The following is a 17,240-nucleotide window of genomic DNA, read 5'->3' on the forward strand; positions in this document are numbered from 1 at the left end:
TATGAAATACGCAAAAATAGTTCTGGCTGGAGGTAACGGTTATCTGGGTAATGTTTTAGCTAACTATTATAAGACTATTGCCAGACAGGTAGTAATCCTCAGCAGAAAAAGTAAAGCTGCTGAAGGTAATGTGGAAACCGTTTTGTGGGACGGAAGAACTGAGGGGCCGTGGACCGAAACACTTAAGGATGCGGATCTGCTGATCAACCTTTGCGGGAAAAATGTAAACTGCCGTTATCATGAAAAGAATCGGGAAGAAATCATTGCCTCAAGAACAGTGCCTACCAGACTGTTAAATAAAGTAGTTGCCGAAATGGCTAACCCTCCAAAACTTTGGATCAATGTAACTTCTGCCACAATTTATCGCCATGCAGAAGATCATCCACAGGATGAATACACTGGAGAAATTGGTTATGGCTTTTCTATAGATGTGTGTAAAAAATGGGAGGCCTCATTCTTTGAAACGGAAACAGCTTTAACACGTAAAGTTGCCTTGCGGATGGGAATTGTTTTGGGTAGAAATGACAGTGTGTTCCCTCGTCTGCTTAACCTTGTTAAATTCGGTTTAGGCGGATGTCAGGGCGACGGACAACAATACGTTTCATGGATTCATGAACACGATGTAGCCAGATCTACGGAATGGTTATTAAATAGCCAGGAGCTTGTGGGGGTGGTTAATTGTGTTGCCCCGCAGGCAGTTAAAAACATGGAGCTGATGCGCTTGATCCGCAAGGCTTATGGTATTCCTTTTGGATTGCCGAGTCCGCAGTGGTTATTGGAAATTGGTATGCTTTTAATAGGCTCAGAAACTGAATTGGTTTTAAAGAGCAGGTGGGTAGCGCCGAAGCGCTTGCTTGAAGCAGGTTTTGTCTTTCAGTTTCCTAATGCAAAGCATGCTATTCATGATATTTTGAGCATAAGGGTTTAATGGGGTATCAGGATCTTTTTATTATTTTTGCTTTATGAATACTAAACAAGCTTATAACATCTGGGCTGCACAATATGATACCAACGATAATAAAACAAGAGATCTGGAGGGTTTGGCGTTAAAGTTATGCCTTGCCCGTGTTCCATTTAATAAAGTTTTGGAGATTGGTTGTGGAACAGGGAAAAATACAGAATGGCTGATCGGAAAAGCCGCAATGATTACGGCGGTTGATCTTTCCGATCAAATGCTGGCCAGGGCAAAAGATAAAATAACATCTAACAGGGTTGCGTTTAAACAAGCTGATATTACTGCCCGCTGGAATTTTAGAGATGGCTTATACGATCTGGTAACTTTTAGTTTGATATTGGAACACATAGATAATCTGGATTATGTTTTTAATCAGGTATCTAAATCTTTAAATCCTGAGGGTTATGTGTACATCGGTGAATTGCACCCTTTTAAGCAATATACGGGTACTAAAGCCAGGTTTGACACAGAAGACGGCAAGCAGATTGTAGATTGTTTTAACCATAATATATCTGATTTTATTCAGGCCGGTAAAAAGCATGGATTGACATTGGTTGATGTTGAAGAGTATTTTGATGACAATAACAGAACAGAGATTCCAAGAATTTTAACCATCTTGTTCAAGAAAACCTAATCATTCTATATGAAGACCTTTACATTAGTCGTTTTAACTCTAGTGATGTTAATCCCGTTCAAAAAGTCAATGGCGCAAGCAGAAAAGAAGCAACAAGGCGCAGTTCTAAATCATATTGCAGTGTATGTTACTGATCTGGCTAAATCTACAGCATTTTATAAAGATGTTTTTGATCTTGAGATTATACCGGAGCCATTTAAAGATGGCAGACATACCTGGTTCTCGATAGGCCCTGCCGGGCATCTGCACTTGATTCAAGGCGCAAAAGGGGGCGTAGAGCATGATAAGAATGAACATTTATGTTTTAGTGTGCCTTCTGTAGACAAGTTCATTACCTTACTAAATGTTAAAAAAATTGAATTTGAAGACTGGGCAGGAACACGTAAGGCAGTTACTTTAAGAGTTGATGGTGTAAAACAAGTTTATTTTAAAGACCCGGACGGCCATTGGCTTGAAGTGAACGACGATCATAAATAATGTGATTTTCGATAAAAAGTGCAAGGCTTATGATAATAGACATTGAGAATAAATTAAAGGTAAAGGATATTAATCCCACCGCTATGCGTTTGTTAGTGTTGGAGTTTTTAACCAGGCAAAATGCGGCCATCAGTTTAAACGACCTGGAAAGGGGGATGGCTCCATCGGATAGGATTACCCTTTATCGGACATTGAAAACTTTTGAAGAAAAGGGGCTTGTGCATAGTATTGAAGACGGGAGTGGCGCTACAAAATATGCTTTATGCGAGGAAGATTGTGATGGAGAAAATCATCATGATCTTCATGTTCATTTTTATTGCAATACCTGTAGAGAAACATTTTGTCTGCCAAATACAAAAATACCTGATATTTCATTGCCTATTAATTTCTTTCGTCAGGAGATGAACCTCATTATTAAAGGAATATGCGATCAGTGTAATCCATCTATACCTTTGCAATAGCATTGCATAACTCTAGCCTGTACCTTTGGCTATATATATATTAGCGTTATGCAATTATCAAATCATCATAAGGACTGCTGTGCGGTTGAAGAACCCAAAAAAACCGCAATACATGATCATAAAGAGAACCATCAGCACGAACATTCTGATGATGACGGGCACAACCATGGTGCCGCGGAACCCTCAGGGATAATAGGGCATTGGCCATTATTAACAGCACTGGCCATGATTATTGTTATGATGGTGTTGGAGTATGGATTTGGTATTGTATTTAGCAATGTTATTCAGTTAGCAGTGTTTATCCCTGCTTATTTATTGGCGGGATATGATGTGCTTGCCCTTGCTTTTAGAAAAGCAATTAGACTTGATTTCTTTAATGAATTTTTTCTGATGAGTGTAGCTACTATTGGAGCCTTTGCAATTGGATCCTATAGTGAAGGTGTTGCGGTAATGGTATTCTATTCTATCGGAGAATGGTTTCAGGATTCGGCAGTTAGTAATGCAAAGCGAAGCATTAAGGCCTTGCTGGATATTAGGCCCGATAGTGTGGATGTGATCAGAGATGGAAAGGTAATTAATGTGCTGCCTGCTGATGTTCAAATTGATGAAATTATACAGGTTAAACCGGGAGAGAAGGTAGCGCTTGATGGGATGTTGGCATCTGATAAGGCAACATTTAATACTGCTGCCTTGACTGGCGAAAGCAGACCTGACAATAAAGAAAAAGGGGAATCTGTGCTTGCCGGTATGATTAACCTGAACCAGCTTGCCGAATTAAAGGTTACCGCTCTGTTTAAAGATAGTAAGCTGAGTAAAATTCTTGAAATGGTGCAGGACGCTACCGCCAGGAAATCTCAAACACAACTGTTCATTTCGCGCTTTGCCAAAGTGTATACGCCAATAGTGTTTTTATTGGCTGTTCTTGTGGTTGCTGTTCCTTATTTTTTTGTAGCCGATTATAACTTAAGCGACTGGCTGTACAGGGGTTTGGTGTTTCTGGTAATTAGTTGTCCTTGTGCATTGGTGGTTTCTATCCCATTGGGGTATTTTGGCGGGATTGGCCTGGCATCTAAGAATGGTATTTTGTTTAAAGGGTCTAATTTTCTGGACGTAATTACTACTGTAAATACTGTAGTGATGGATAAAACAGGAACCCTTACTAAAGGAGTTTTTGATGTGCAGGAGGTAGTTGTGGCTAATGGCTATAATGAAAAGGAGCTTGTCAGGATAGCTGCTGCGCTTGAAAGTAAATCAACCCATCCAATTGCTGTAGCAGTTAAGGAATACGCAACAGATGAGATTTCAGGAATAAAAATAGAACAGGTTGAAGAGATTGCCGGTCATGGTTTAAAAGGAATTATTGATGGAAGGGAAGTGCTTGCAGGTAACGCAAAATTGCTTAAAAAGTTTAACATAGCTTATGATAATGCCATCAATGACATTACCGATAGCGTAGTAGTTGTAGCCATTGATAAGGCATATGCCGGTTATATCACTATTGCGGATGAAGTAAAAGAAGATGCTAAACAGGCAATTGCAGATATGCATGCCTTGGGTATAAAAACAGTAATGTTAAGTGGTGATAAGCAAAGTGTGGTGAGCAGGGTAGCTGCCTTTTTAGGTATTGATGAGGCATTTGGTGATCTGTTGCCTGAAAATAAAGTGCAGAAAGTACAAGCGCTTAAGGATAAGAACTTAAAAATTGCTTTTATTGGGGATGGTGTAAACGATGCGCCTGTTGTGGCATTGGCGGATGCCGGAATTGCTATGGGTGGACTGGGTAGTGATGCGACCATTGAAACTGCCGATATTGTGATACAGAACGATCAGCCATCAAAAATTGTAACTGCAATAAAGATTGGTAAAATTACCCGTAACATAGTTTGGCAAAACATTGCTCTGGCTATGATTGTGAAGGTAGCTGTATTGATTTTAGGTGCTGGTGGTGTGGCCACATTGTGGGAAGCGGTAATAGCTGATGTGGGGGTAGCACTGCTTGCCATTCTGAATGCCGTTAGAATACAGAATATTAAATTTTAAGTGGGTAAGTAGTAATTTATTATTTGGTTAGCACGTCGTCCTCGACGATAGCAGAGATGATGAGTATACATTATAAAAATTGCGCAAAGGTTTGTTTTGCAGCTTAAACTGGTTTTTTGATTGTTTTTGGCTATTTGTGTTAAGAAGTTTTGGCTTGATCCTTAGTTGTTTAGTGAAATATTTAGTAAGTTAGACTAACACATTGAAGCCAAATACTGTAATGCCGTATGAGATTTTTTCGCAATAAAAAATTATTGGTCCTGCTTGTCCTTTTTGCTGTAGTGATTTTATGCTCGCTCCTGATGTCGTATGACAAGAAAGTGGATTTCAATACTGAGGTAAAACCTATCATTAACAAGAAGTGTATCTCCTGTCACGGAGGCGTGAAAAAACAAGGAGGATTTAGCTTGTTATTCCATGAAGAAGCGATTGCCGCTACTAAAAGCGGTAAGCCTGCTATTATACCCGGAGATCCTGATGGAAGTGAGCTGATAAAACGCTTACTGAGTAAAGATCCGGAGGAGCGTATGCCTTACAAGCATGAAGCGCTTAACGAGGATGAAATAGACATTTTCAAAAGGTGGATAAAACAAGGTGCAAAATGGGGCGATCATTGGGCTTATTTGCCGGTAAAAGAAGTAGAAATACCAGATGCTAGTGGTGATTGGGCTAAGAATGATATCGATAATTTCATCCTTGAAAAACTCGATGAACAGGAGTTAAAGCCATCTGCCGAGGCAGACAGGCCTACTTTATTGAGAAGAGCGAGTCTGGATCTGATCGGTATGGCACCGCCAAAAAAACTAGCAGAACAATACTTAACAGCCAAAGATGGCGATAAAGCCTACCAAATCTTGGTAGATTCATTAATTGCCTCTCAGCGTTTTGGTGAGAAATGGGCATCTATGTGGTTAGATGTTGCAAGATATGCGGATACTAAAGGTTATGAGGCCGATGTTGGTAGAAACATTTGGCAGTATCGTGATTGGGTGATCCGTGCATTTAATAAGGATATGCCTTACAATGAATTTGTTACCGAACAGATAGCAGGTGATTTTTTTGCAGATCCTACAGACGCCCAATATATAGCTACAGCATTTCAAAGAAATACCATGACCAATGATGAAGGTGGTACAAACAATGAAGAGTTTAGGGTTGCCGCGGTGTTAGATCGTGTCAATACTACCTGGGAAGGGTTGTTAAGTACAACATTTGCCTGCGTACAATGTCATAGCCATCCGTATGATCCTTTTAAGCATGACGAATTTTATAAATTCATGGCTTATTTTAACAATACAAGGGATGAAGATATTTCGTCAGAATATCCTTTGTTAAGACAGTATGATGATTCCTTACAAACAAAATTGACTTCATTAACTAAATGGTTAAAGGTTAATGTATCGCCTGAGAAATCAAAGGATATTCATAAATTCTTAAAAACAGGTCAACCAGTTATCAACTCTGTTATTGCTGATAGTATGGTAAATGCGATTATAGGCAATAACAACATCGCACTTTTCTTTAAAAATAATGCAGTAGCAAGGATTCCTGCAGTGAACCTTAACAAGGTTGACCAACTGATCTATAGATATTCATCTGGGAAGCCGGGTGGGAGTATGCAATTAAGATTAGATAAGCCTGGCGGGCCGGTAATTGCCTCATGGAAAGTTCCTGAAGGCCCTGGTTACCGTAACCTGGCTGTTGATTTTAAGGTTCAAACAGGTGTGCATGATGTTTACCTAACTTATACTAATGCAACAGCAACTAATAAGGACGAGGTTATTGTATACTTTGATTGGTTTCGTTTCTCGCCACAGTTTCCTGGGAAAGGTAAACCAGGTTATGAAGAAAATAAAGCATTATTCTGGGCACTGTTGAATGCCAATGTGCAATCGATACCTATTATGGTCGAAAATCCGTCTGACAGATCGCGTAAAACTTTTGTATTTAAGCGTGGTGCATGGATTACACCCGGAGCAGAAGTACATGCAGGCGTTCCTAAATCCTTAGCCTATGCCATGCCGGCCAATGCACCAAAAAACAGATTAGGGCTTGCCATGTGGCTTACTGATAAAAGGAACCCCTTGCTGTCCAGAACTATGGCCAACCGCTTGTGGGAGCAGCTATTTGGAACTGGCATTGTAGAAACGCTGGAAGATATGGGCACCCAGGGCATGAACCCTACTCATAAAGAATTGCTGGATCATTTATCCTGGCAACTCATGAATGACTATAAATGGAGTATGAAGCGGTTGATTAAGGAAATGGTGATGAGCGCAACATACAGACAAGATTCAAGAGTTACTGAGGATACGAAAAAGAAAGATCTGTTTAATAAGTATTATGCACGCGGATCCAGAATGAGGCTAACTGCAGAGCAGATCAGAGATCAGCATCTTTCTGTAAGCGGAATAATAAGTGCTAAGATGTATGGCCCTGGTGTAATGCCATGGCAGCCAAATGGCATCTGGAATTCGCCATACAATGGAGCTACCTGGAACAATGCGACAGGTGAAGATCAATTTAGAAGAGCGATTTATACCTATTGGAAAAGAAGCTCGCCATACCCATCTATGATTGCTTTTGACGGAGCACAAAGAGTAGTTTGTAGTCCGCGCAGGATCAGAACCAACACGCCTTTGCAGGCGCTGGTTACGCTTAACGACTCGGCGTATATAGATATGGCTAAATATTTTGCTTTAAGAATGAAGAAAGAGGGCGGAAAAGAAATAAAAAGTCAAATAGCCAAAGGATATCAGTGGATGATGTATAAGCCCATTTCGGGTGCTAAACTTAAGGTGTTAGATAATCTTTATCTGACGGCACTAAATGACTATAAAGTACACCCGGATAAAGCAAAGCAAATTCTTGGAGGTCAGCAGACGGATAAATATCCGGAAACAGCCGCTCTGGTGGTTGTGGCAAATGCAATGTTGAATTTGGATGAAGCGGTAACAAAAAACTAATTGTAATGACAAGAGATGAATTGAACGCACATCGCCTGATAAAGGAAGCTCAGGAAACTGAACTTAGGGCTTTCACACGCAGGCATTTCCTTAAAGAAAGTGCAATGGGGCTTGGTGCCGTGGCTATGGGAGCCTTGTTGGGCAGCTGTGGTTTGGGAGGTAAAACCAATAATGATATTCTGTATGATCCGGTGCATCCTTTGTTACCAAAGGCACCGCCTTTTTTAGGTAAAGCTAAGAGTGTAATTTACCTGCATATGGCAGGTGCACCTTCTCAGCTGGAATTATTTGACTATAAGCCGGAACTGATGAAGATGGATGGACAGGATTGTCCGCAATCTTTGCTGGCAGGTAAGAAATTTGCTTTTATTACCGGAGTGCCTAAAATGCTTGGTCCGCAGGCGAAGTTTGCACAGCATGGCCAAAGCAGGGCATGGGTTAGCGATAACCTTCCGCATTTCTCTACAATGGTAGATGACGTTAGTTTTTTAAAGGCAGTTTCGACAGATCAGTTTAACCATGCACCCGCGCAGTTATTAATCCATACAGGGAGCCCCCGTTTAGGCAGACCAAGTATGGGCAGCTGGGCAACTTACGGATTAGGTACCGAAAATCAGAACCTTCCGGGGTTTGTGGTACTTACCAGCGGTGGAAGTTTTCCTGATGCCGGTAAAAGCATATGGGGCAGTGGGTTTTTGCCTTCTGTATACCAGGGCGTACAATGCAGAAGTGAGGGAGACCCGGTACTATTTATTAAAGACCCTCATGGAATGAGCCGTGATTTGCGTAAGGCTTCTATAGATGCCATTAATGCATCTAATGAGCAAGAGTACGCCGCTTATAATGATCCGGAGATATTATCGCGTATATCGCAATATGAGATGGCTTACCGGATGCAGATTTCAGCACCGGAGGTGATGAATATTAATGACGAACCTAAATACATCCATGAAATGTATGGAACGCAACCAGGCAAATCTTGCTTTGCAAATAATGTTCTGCTTGCCCGTAAACTAGTAGAAAAAGGAGTAAGGTATGTGCAGTTATTTGATTGGGGCTGGGATGCGCATGGCGATGGGCCTAACAATTCCTTAAATATAGGACTGAAGAATAAATGCCGCAGTATTGATAAACCTATTACGGCATTACTGCTGGATTTGAAACAACGAGGCTTACTTGAAGAAACCCTGGTAGTTTGGGGTGGGGAGTTTGGCCGTACGCCAATGATGGAGAACCGTAACGGGGTTCAGAACCCTTATAATGGAAGAGACCATCATACGGATGCCTTTACCATTTGGATGGCCGGAGGCGGCATTAAAAAAGGTTTTACCCATGGAGAAACCGATGAGATCGGATATAGCGGCATAAGCGGTAAGGTAGATGCCTTTGATATACAAGCCACTATACTGAATCAATTGGGTTTTGATCATGAGAAATTTACTTATCCTTTTCAGGGTCGCCCGTTCCGACTTACGGATGTGGCAGGCAAGGTTATCCATGATGTTATTGCTTAATTAATTTACTTAAAGAACTTTTACCGCAATTATAAATGCACCAAAACAGACGACATTTTTTAAAAACTACTGCAACGGCAACAGCTGCCGGATTATTGATTCCACTAGGCGAAATAGCTGCTCAGGAAATTCCTTACGTTAAAGCAAAGGCAGGATATGAATTGTTATTTATGGCTACCGATTGGGGTTTTCCGGGTACTACTGATGAGTTTTGCGCTTTAGCAAAAAAAGAAGGGTATGAGGGGATAGAGGTTTGGTGGCCGGGAGATGACGGCAAAGCGCAGGCGAATTTATTTACTGCATTAAAGAAACATGGCCTACAGGTTGGTTTTCTGTGTGGTGGCAGCCAGAGCGAGCCAACAGCACATTTAAATACATTTAAGAAAAATCTGGATGCAGCAACGGGCAATAGCTTTCAGAAGCCTGTTTACGTGAACTGTCATTCTGGTAAAGATTATTTTACCTATGAGCAGAACAAGCTGTTTATAGATTATACAACAAAGAAGAGTAAAGAAACTGGTGTCCCGATTTATCATGAAACGCATCGTGGACGAATGCTTTTCTGTGCACCTATAGCAAGAAACTTTATGGAGAAAAATCCTGATTTGCGGTTAACCCTGGATATATCGCACTGGTGTGTGGTACATGAAAGTTTGCTGGCAGATCAGAAAGCAACTATTGATATTGCATTGGAAAGGGTAAGTCATATTCATTCCAGAGTTGGCCATCCACAGGGGGCACAGGTTAATGATCCGAGGGCACCGGAATGGGATGGCGCTATAAAAGCACACCTTGAATGGTGGGATAAGGTTATAGAACGTAAGAAGTTGAAAGGCGAAAGGATGACCATTTTAACAGAATTTGGTCCGCCTGATTACTTACAGACCTTACCCTACACCCGACAACCAGTGGCAGACCAATGGGCGATAAATGTTTATATGATGAACCTGCTGCGCAAGCGTTATCAGTTGTAGGAGATGACATTACTATCAATTCCCGACTTTATCGGCCGGTTTCATCCAATTCTTGTTCACTTACCAATAGGTATTTTGCTGCTAGGATGCCTTTTTCAACTGCTTACAACAAGTGTTAAGTTTTCGGCATTAAGACCTGCAGTACCCCTTATTTATTTACTTGGAGGACTGGGCGCTGTTTTTTCTTCAGTAAGCGGTTATTTATTGTCGCAAAGTGGAGATTACGATAGCAATATGGTGGGCATCCATCAATGGCTAGGCATTAGCGTGTCGGTTATTTCGCTGCTTGTTTATACGATGTACAAAAAACAGGCTAAAGAAGGCTTATTAAACCTGGTAGCAGTAGTTCTAATTGTTTTGATAACCATTACCGGACATTATGGTGGCTCACTTACTCATGGATCTGATTATATCAGTTCTGCGCTAAAAGATGACGGGAAAGGAAAAGCTGCTATACCACCAATTGCAAATGTACAGCAGGCAATGGCATATACTCACATGATTCAACCCTTGTTGCAAAACAGATGCTATAATTGTCATGGTGCAGAAAAACAGAAAGGAAAGCTGAGGCTCGACGGAAAGGTCTTTATATTAAAAGGGGGCGAAGATGGTAAAACATTGGTTCCGGGAAGTGCTGAAGAAAGCGAGTTGATTAAAAGATTGCTTTTACCGCCTTCTAATGAAGATCACATGCCTCCAAAAGAAAAACCACAACTTACTGCCGAAGAGATTGAATTGCTGCAGTGGTGGGTAAAACAAGGGGCTGACTTTAATAAAAAGGTGCAGGATTTTAAGCAATCAGAGAAGGAAAAGGTACTGCTGTTAAGTTTCCAGACCGGGGCTGCTAAAAAAGAAAATAAATTGGCAGATATTCCTGAAAAAGAAATTGGAAAAGCAGATGCTGCGGCTATTGAAAAGCTTAAACAGGCGGGTGTAGTGGTTATCCCTGTGCTAAGTACCAGTAATTATTTATCTGCCAGTTTTGTAACCGCAAAGGCAAATGCTGATGTGTTAAAACTTTTAGAACCATTAGATAAACAGTTGGTTTGGCTTAATTTTGCCAATACTGCTTTGGATGATAAAGGGATGCAGGCAGTTGCCAAGCTCGACAACCTGATCCGTCTTAATTTAAGCAGAACTGCAGTTACCGATAAAGGGGTAGCGTTGATCAAAGGTGTAAGTCATCTGCAATACGTAAATCTTGTTGGTACTAAAGTTACTGCTGCCGGAGTAGAGCAGTTAAAAGCTTTAAAAGAGTTAAATAGTATTTACCTCTATCAGACAGGTATAACTAAAGATGATGAGGTAAAGCTTAAAAAGGTATTTCCTAAAGTGACCCTGGATTTTGGTGGCTATGTTGTGCCTACTCTTGAAAAAGATACAACCGAAGTGAAACCTCCAGTGGCAAAATAGAAACGATGACTGTACAGTTATAGACTGATCATTTGCAAATTACACTGTAAATTGATAAGTTTAATATAGAATGGGTATTAAGGCATCTGTTAATTACATTTTATTGTTGCTCTGTATTTTGCCTTATTTCGGCAAGACGCAAAGCCATTTAAAGGATGAAATTATCAGATTTGATGAGGGACTACCCTCTGACTTTGTAAGACAGTTAGGTTTAAGTAAAAACGGTTATCTGTATCTGGCAACCAGGAGGGGCTTATCGCAATATGATGGTTATCGTTTTCTAGAGCATCCGGCAGCCCTCACTAATATTACCTCACTTTTAGTTAAAGACGACGTTATTTATTATCATGATGTTTATAATGGCTTGTGCTTATTAAAGAGCTTTTATGATAAACCAAAGGTAATTGTGGCCAATAAATACCATGATACTGATCCAAACAACGATCATTTTGAAAATATTTTTGTTGATTCGGAAGATAGGATATGGTGCAGTGATTTTAACAATATTAAATATTATAATGCGAGCGGCGCCAGAGGCAAGGTATTCTTCACTGATAAAAATCCCGATAAGATAAAAAGGAATATCGTTTTTTTAGAAATGCAAAAAGGCGAAATCTGGGTGTTTACAAATCGTGGGCTATATGTTTGGCAAAAGAGTACTGGTAAGCTTAGTATTCATCCGGATGCTAAACTAAGGAGCCTAAACTATATCTCAGCCTTGCGAATCAACAAAGAAGAAATCCTTTTTGGTACCACTAACGGATCGCTGGCAAAGTATAATCTGGTAACACAGGAGATTAAACAACTCCCTTCTTTGCCCAACAATGACCGGATTATTGGATTGGGCAAAATAGTATTTGATGGGATTAACCAGAGGTTATTGTATTCTGATCAGTTCGTATATCTGTTAAGCGATACCGATTTAAGACCTAAATTACTTTATAAAACACAAGGACAGATTATTAATGAAGTTATTGTAAATAACGAAACCAAAGTTATTTGGATTGCGACAAACAAGGGGCTGGTGAAGCTGTTTAATAGGTACACCTCGATAAGTAATGAGATGTTGCCCACTGATTTCCAAAAACCGGGGAATATGATGGTGGATATTGCTGAAATGCCCAACGGCGATATCTACGCCTGTGGCAGGGATAACTTACTATGGATTTATAAAGCATCGAGCTGGCGCAAACTACCACTACCTGATAAGAACGCTAAGTGTGAGCGCTTACACCTTAATGGTAATCAGCTTTTTGTAAGTACAAATATTGGTATTTTCCTTGTTGATAACGAAAAGGTTAAAAAGCTGGCAATCCCCTTAAATGGGGCGATAAGAAAAAGCATTCTTTATAAAAATAAACAACTTTGGGTATTGCCTGCCGGACAACCGGTTCAGGTTTACAAATGGCCTTCTCTTGAAAAAGAGGAGGGCTTAGTGACGAATGATAAACAGTTTTGGTCGGACAATTTGTGGAATGACATTTATGTTCACAGTGATGGTAAAATTTGGCTGATCGGCTGGATGCCCAAAGACTTCGGAATTACCATTTACAGCGAATCGCAAAAGGCTTTTACTGAGATAAGTAAGTTTAAAGCAAATGCCAATCATTCTATGTTTTCTGGTGATTATTATAACCGGATCGCCCCGGCAGCAAATAATAATGTACTTGTTTCAGGATATGGCGGTTGGAACCTGCTGAATGCTAATGGGGAGATAAAAAAGCTCCTAAACACTAAGACCTATGATGTAGCAAATGATAGGGTTGAAGGGATTACAGAAGACCCTAATGGAAATATTTGGTTTGCGACAGAGGAAGGATTAAATGTTTACAACAAGAACACCGATAAAGTAATCAGAATATCGCAAATAGATGGATTACCAGGGGATGACTTGATTTACGGATTTAGAAAATTGAAAAATGGAAACCTTGTTGTTGGGGTTGAGAATGGTTTATCTTTTATTGATGTAAGCAAAATTGTTAGATCACAACTGGTAAACAAACTGGAACTATGTGGCATTAAGATAAATGGTAAAACCATTAATACCAATGATCCAAATATTGAGCTTAAGAAAGGGGAAACAGAACTGGAATTGCTTTTCTCTTCACTTACTTATATTGATAAGCGAAAAATAATATACCGTTATAAATTTAAGGATGAGACCAAATGGAATTACTTAGGTAATAAGGCCGAATTGTCTTTAAGACACCTTGCCCCCGGAGATTATAGTTTATTAATTGAGGCGGGGGACAACATGGAGAACTGGCAATCAAAGGGGTTGTTGGTAAAAGTATTTTTACCAGCTCCATTTTATAAAACGCAGTGGTTTTTGTTCCTGATGTTTGGGCTTATTATACTGGGTATAGTTTACGTTTACAGGTACTTGTTTCATCAGCATAAGATAGAAGAACAATATAGGCGAAAGCTAAAAGATGCCGAGATGCAGGCCCTTAGGTCGCAAATGAATCCGCACTTTATGTTTAATACACTTAACTCTATAAATAGCTTTGTTATTGAACATAAAACCGAAGAAGCAAGTGAGTACATTACCACTTTCTCTAAGCTGATGAGAAATATACTGGATAATTCTAAACACACCGCTATTTCTCTGGATAAAGAACTGGATACGCTGAAGCTTTATCTGAATTTGGAAGCAGTTCGACTGGAGCATTGTTTTGGGTATATTATTAAGTTCAGCAAGGATATTCATCCGGAATCTTTAAGAGTACCTCCGCTTATTTTGCAACCCTTTGCTGAGAATGCCATTTGGCATGGGTTAAGAAATAAAGAAGGGATGGGGCTTTTGGAAGTATTGATAGAAAAGAGTGATGAAAACATACTGCATATTACAATAAAAGACAATGGAATTGGTCGTGTGGCGGCCGGATCTTTTATGCCAAGCCAGTTTAAACATAAATCTTATGGGGTAGATATTACATCGAGCAGGCTGAAGCTATTGAGTAGCGACAGCCAGATTGTAATTGAGGATCTGTATAATGAAAAGAATGAAGCAATAGGTACTGCCGTTCATATTTACCTTAACATGATTTATTAAACTGGTAAAAGAATTTTTTCGAGAGATAACCATTTGATAGTTAAAACTTACCGTTTACTAATTGGTTCTCGTGTTTTACAAATTAATGAATTAAATTTATTGGAAAGGACTAAAAATTATAGAGCTAAAACTATCTAAATATGAACGCAATCAGAGCTATTATCGTTGACGATGAGAAGCATGGTATAATAACGCTGCAGCACCTACTGAATCAGTGCTGTAAAGAGATTGAGGTGGTTGCTACTTGTCAGAAAAGTACTGAGGCTAAATTAATTATTGAAGAGAGCCAACCGGATATTGTTTTTATGGACATAGAAATGCCTGTAATGAGCGGCTTGGATGTTCTGGAGCAATTTGATGAATTTAACTTTCAGACAATTTTTACTACTGCATATGATCAGTATGCGATTGCTGCATTGAGGTTAAATGCATTAGATTATTTACTAAAGCCAATAGATAAAACTGAACTAAAGGATGCCGTAGATAGGTTTTTAAACAACGAAACCGCAGCATCCAAGAAACAATTTCAAATGGCTAAGCACTTTACGCAAACCAGAATCATGGACACATTAGCCTTATCCAGCAGTAAGGGACTTCATTTCATTAAGATAAAGGAAATATTATATCTTGAAGCGACTAGCTGTTATACCAATATTATAATGAACGACGGGCAGGTTCATTTAGTAAGTAAAACACTATCGTCATTTGAAGAAGCACTGGGCGACCATTCATTTTTTAGAGCGCATAAATCCTTTATCATTAACCTCGATTATATAAAACACTATATCCGGGGCGAAGGAGGGGAGGTCGTAATGACCAACAACACGATCATCAACCTAAGCAGGACAAAAAAGCAGGAGTTCCTGAATTTCTTTACCAAGATATAGTTGCCGAGAGTCGTTTTACAATACCGGCTGCAGGATAACAGATTTTAAACTAAATAATGCCTTTCCATTAGTGTCTGGAGTTAGTTTTATGGTATAAATACCCGGTTTATCAACAGAAACAATGGCAACTGGATGTTTAATAAATAACAATGGTTTTCCTGCACTGAACTCTGATGTTCTTAATGTTTGAAACTTATAGGTTGTTTGGTTAAAGCTCATTAGTCCTTCTTGTTTACTGCTTGCTTCCGGGCATGAATATTCCAGTAGTATTTTATAATCGCCTGGTTCTGCTATTGAAAACTTAAAGGATACCTCGTCCTCTGGACTGCTCATGTTTGTTACGCAGGTGGTGTGTTTCCAGTCGCCAAAATAATGACTGTAAGTAAGTGATTGTATTTTTGCATTTCCCTTAACTTCGGCATTTACTGCATCTACTGTGTTGAATTCGTACTGTAATGAAACCTGTGGTATTGAAGCTGTGTAACCATCGTTAAGATCCCCGCTGAACTGTACTGCAACTACTGTGTTGTGATCGTTTAAGGATTTAGGCACGTCCACAATAATATCGTTACCTTGTTTTGTCCATTTAACCGGTTGTTTGTTTGCAAGCTGATACACTTTGTTTACTGCTACATTTACGCCTGGTATCCTAATTTTTCCGTTTCTAGGGTTATTTAGTACATGAAGGTATAGTTTGCCAGGTGCCGATGTGGTCACGCCCCAAGGTTGGGCAGGAATTAATCCGTAGGTGGTTCCATAAATACTTTCGCCATTTATTTGAAGCCATTTACCAGTTTCATTTAAGTATTTCACAGAATAAGGAGGAATGTTACCCTCTCCATCAGGTCCTACGTTTAGCATAAGGTTGCCGCCTTTAGAAGCTACGGTTGCAAGTAGCTGGATGATCTCTTTGGGAGACTTAAAGTTCATATCATGACTAATATATCCCCATGAATCGTTGTGCGTGTATATGGATTCCCAGGCACCTTTAATTGGTGTTGCAGGAACTTCAGAATCACCGAAGGTGCGGTAATCTCCCAGTCCTTGCCCAACTCTGCTGCTAAAAAGGCTCTTAGGCTGCAGGGCATGCATACTGTCTACCAGTTCCTGAGTCTGTTTCTTATCAAGACCACCGGGCATGTCAAACCAAACAATACCAAGATCACCATAATTGGTAAGCAGTTCTTTTAGCTGTGGAATTGACTTTTCTTTATAATATTTTAAGTAATCTTTCTTTTTTTCATCAAAGTCCCATTTGTTGCCACCGCCGTTTGGCTCGTGCCAATCCAGGAATTGAGAATAGTAAAAGCCAAATTGTATACCCCTTTTTCTTGTGGCATCTGAAAGTGCTTTCATAGGATCTTTTCCGTAAGGAGAAGCCTTTACGATATTGAAATCGCTTACTTTTGAATCGTACATTGCAAAGCCTTCGTGGTGTTTGGCGGTAATTACCATGTACTTGATGCCGGCATCCTTTGCAAGATCGGCCCATTCATCGGCATTAAATTTTACGGGATTAAACGCTTTAGCAACTTTTGCATAATCCGCTGCAGGTACTTTGGCCTGATGCATTAGCCACTCGCCACTGCCATAATAATCTTTGCCATTCCATACGCCTCCAAGTTTTGAATATAAGCCCCAATGGATAAACATACCGAATTTTGCTTCTTTAAACCATTTGGCATTAGGATTTTCTTTTTCATTGGCTTGTTTGTCCCATCGTTCAATGTCTTGTGCCATAGATGAGCTAAATGTTAATGCCGTGAAAATACCAGTGGTTATAAATGCTTTTAAAATGGACATGAATGCTTCGTTTATTGGAAGTTTATTGATTTGGTTAACAATTACCTAAGATAGGGGATAA

At 39.8% G+C, this 17,240-nt stretch carries 12 protein-coding genes; 11 read left to right on the top strand and 1 reads right to left on the bottom strand.

Going from position 1 to position 17,240, the window contains the following annotated elements; all coding sequences use genetic code 11:
• The first annotated feature begins 1 nt into the window (after position 1).
• From AC6CH7_RS02855 to AC6CH7_RS02905, 11 genes are all read left to right on the top strand, one after another.
• Positions 2-928: a TIGR01777 family oxidoreductase gene (locus AC6CH7_RS02855; protein ID WP_498261250.1), complete on the top strand. Its 927-nt coding sequence runs from the start codon at positions 2-4 to the stop codon at positions 926-928.
• A 34-nt stretch (positions 929-962) separates the two neighbouring features.
• Positions 963-1,589: a class I SAM-dependent methyltransferase gene (locus tag AC6CH7_RS02860; protein WP_498261251.1), complete on the top strand. Its 627-nt coding sequence runs from the start codon at positions 963-965 to the stop codon at positions 1,587-1,589.
• 9 nt (positions 1,590-1,598) lie between these two features.
• Positions 1,599-2,066 (top strand): VOC family protein, encoded by a 468-nt coding sequence (locus tag AC6CH7_RS02865; RefSeq protein ID WP_498261252.1) that lies wholly within the window; start codon positions 1,599-1,601, stop codon positions 2,064-2,066.
• A 29-nt stretch (positions 2,067-2,095) separates the two neighbouring features.
• On the top strand, positions 2,096-2,527 hold the full coding sequence (locus tag AC6CH7_RS02870) for a Fur family transcriptional regulator (protein WP_498261253.1): 432 nt from the start codon (positions 2,096-2,098) through the stop codon (positions 2,525-2,527).
• Between the two features lie 48 nt (positions 2,528-2,575).
• Complete coding sequence (locus AC6CH7_RS02875) at positions 2,576-4,567, top strand: heavy metal translocating P-type ATPase (RefSeq protein WP_498261254.1); 1,992 nt, start codon at positions 2,576-2,578, stop codon at positions 4,565-4,567.
• A gap of 227 nt (positions 4,568-4,794) precedes the next feature.
• The gene (locus AC6CH7_RS02880) at positions 4,795-7,533 is read left to right on the top strand and encodes a DUF1553 domain-containing protein (protein WP_498261255.1); all 2,739 of its coding nucleotides are present in this window, start codon (positions 4,795-4,797) and stop codon (positions 7,531-7,533) included.
• A gap of 5 nt (positions 7,534-7,538) precedes the next feature.
• Complete coding sequence (locus AC6CH7_RS02885; protein ID WP_498261256.1) at positions 7,539-9,047, top strand: DUF1501 domain-containing protein; 1,509 nt, start codon at positions 7,539-7,541, stop codon at positions 9,045-9,047.
• A 35-nt stretch (positions 9,048-9,082) separates the two neighbouring features.
• Entirely contained in the window at positions 9,083-10,021 is a 939-nt protein-coding gene (locus AC6CH7_RS02890; protein WP_498261257.1) for a sugar phosphate isomerase/epimerase family protein, read from the top strand.
• 3 nt (positions 10,022-10,024) lie between these two features.
• Entirely contained in the window at positions 10,025-11,434 is a 1,410-nt protein-coding gene (locus AC6CH7_RS02895) for a c-type cytochrome domain-containing protein (RefSeq protein WP_498261258.1), read from the top strand.
• A gap of 70 nt (positions 11,435-11,504) precedes the next feature.
• On the top strand, positions 11,505-14,489 hold the full coding sequence (locus AC6CH7_RS02900; protein WP_498261259.1) for a sensor histidine kinase: 2,985 nt from the start codon (positions 11,505-11,507) through the stop codon (positions 14,487-14,489).
• A 140-nt stretch (positions 14,490-14,629) separates the two neighbouring features.
• The gene (locus AC6CH7_RS02905; RefSeq protein WP_498261260.1) at positions 14,630-15,376 is read left to right on the top strand and encodes a LytR/AlgR family response regulator transcription factor; all 747 of its coding nucleotides are present in this window, start codon (positions 14,630-14,632) and stop codon (positions 15,374-15,376) included.
• 15 nt (positions 15,377-15,391) lie between these two features.
• On the opposite strand, the gene AC6CH7_RS02910 is transcribed toward AC6CH7_RS02905, so the two are convergent.
• On the bottom strand, positions 15,392-17,179 hold the full coding sequence (locus AC6CH7_RS02910; protein WP_498261261.1) for an alpha-L-fucosidase: 1,788 nt from the start codon (positions 17,177-17,179) through the stop codon (positions 15,392-15,394).
• Between the last annotated feature and the right edge of the window lie 61 nt (positions 17,180-17,240).

The organism is Pedobacter sp. GQ55 (assembly GCF_059758925.1).

Coding starts and splice junctions, on each gene's coding strand:
- AC6CH7_RS02905 (WP_498261260.1), top strand. CDS start 14,630: ATGAACGCAATCAGAGCTATTATCGTTGACGATGAGAAGCATGGTATA.
- AC6CH7_RS02910 (WP_498261261.1), bottom strand. CDS start 17,179: ATGTCCATTTTAAAAGCATTTATAACCACTGGTATTTTCACGGCATTA.
- AC6CH7_RS02890 (WP_498261257.1), top strand. CDS start 9,083: ATGCACCAAAACAGACGACATTTTTTAAAAACTACTGCAACGGCAACA.
- AC6CH7_RS02860 (WP_498261251.1), top strand. CDS start 963: ATGAATACTAAACAAGCTTATAACATCTGGGCTGCACAATATGATACC.
- AC6CH7_RS02895 (WP_498261258.1), top strand. CDS start 10,025: ATGACATTACTATCAATTCCCGACTTTATCGGCCGGTTTCATCCAATT.
- AC6CH7_RS02900 (WP_498261259.1), top strand. CDS start 11,505: ATGGGTATTAAGGCATCTGTTAATTACATTTTATTGTTGCTCTGTATT.
- AC6CH7_RS02885 (WP_498261256.1), top strand. CDS start 7,539: ATGACAAGAGATGAATTGAACGCACATCGCCTGATAAAGGAAGCTCAG.
- AC6CH7_RS02865 (WP_498261252.1), top strand. CDS start 1,599: ATGAAGACCTTTACATTAGTCGTTTTAACTCTAGTGATGTTAATCCCG.
- AC6CH7_RS02855 (WP_498261250.1), top strand. CDS start 2: ATGAAATACGCAAAAATAGTTCTGGCTGGAGGTAACGGTTATCTGGGT.
- AC6CH7_RS02870 (WP_498261253.1), top strand. CDS start 2,096: ATGATAATAGACATTGAGAATAAATTAAAGGTAAAGGATATTAATCCC.
- AC6CH7_RS02880 (WP_498261255.1), top strand. CDS start 4,795: ATGAGATTTTTTCGCAATAAAAAATTATTGGTCCTGCTTGTCCTTTTT.
- AC6CH7_RS02875 (WP_498261254.1), top strand. CDS start 2,576: ATGCAATTATCAAATCATCATAAGGACTGCTGTGCGGTTGAAGAACCC.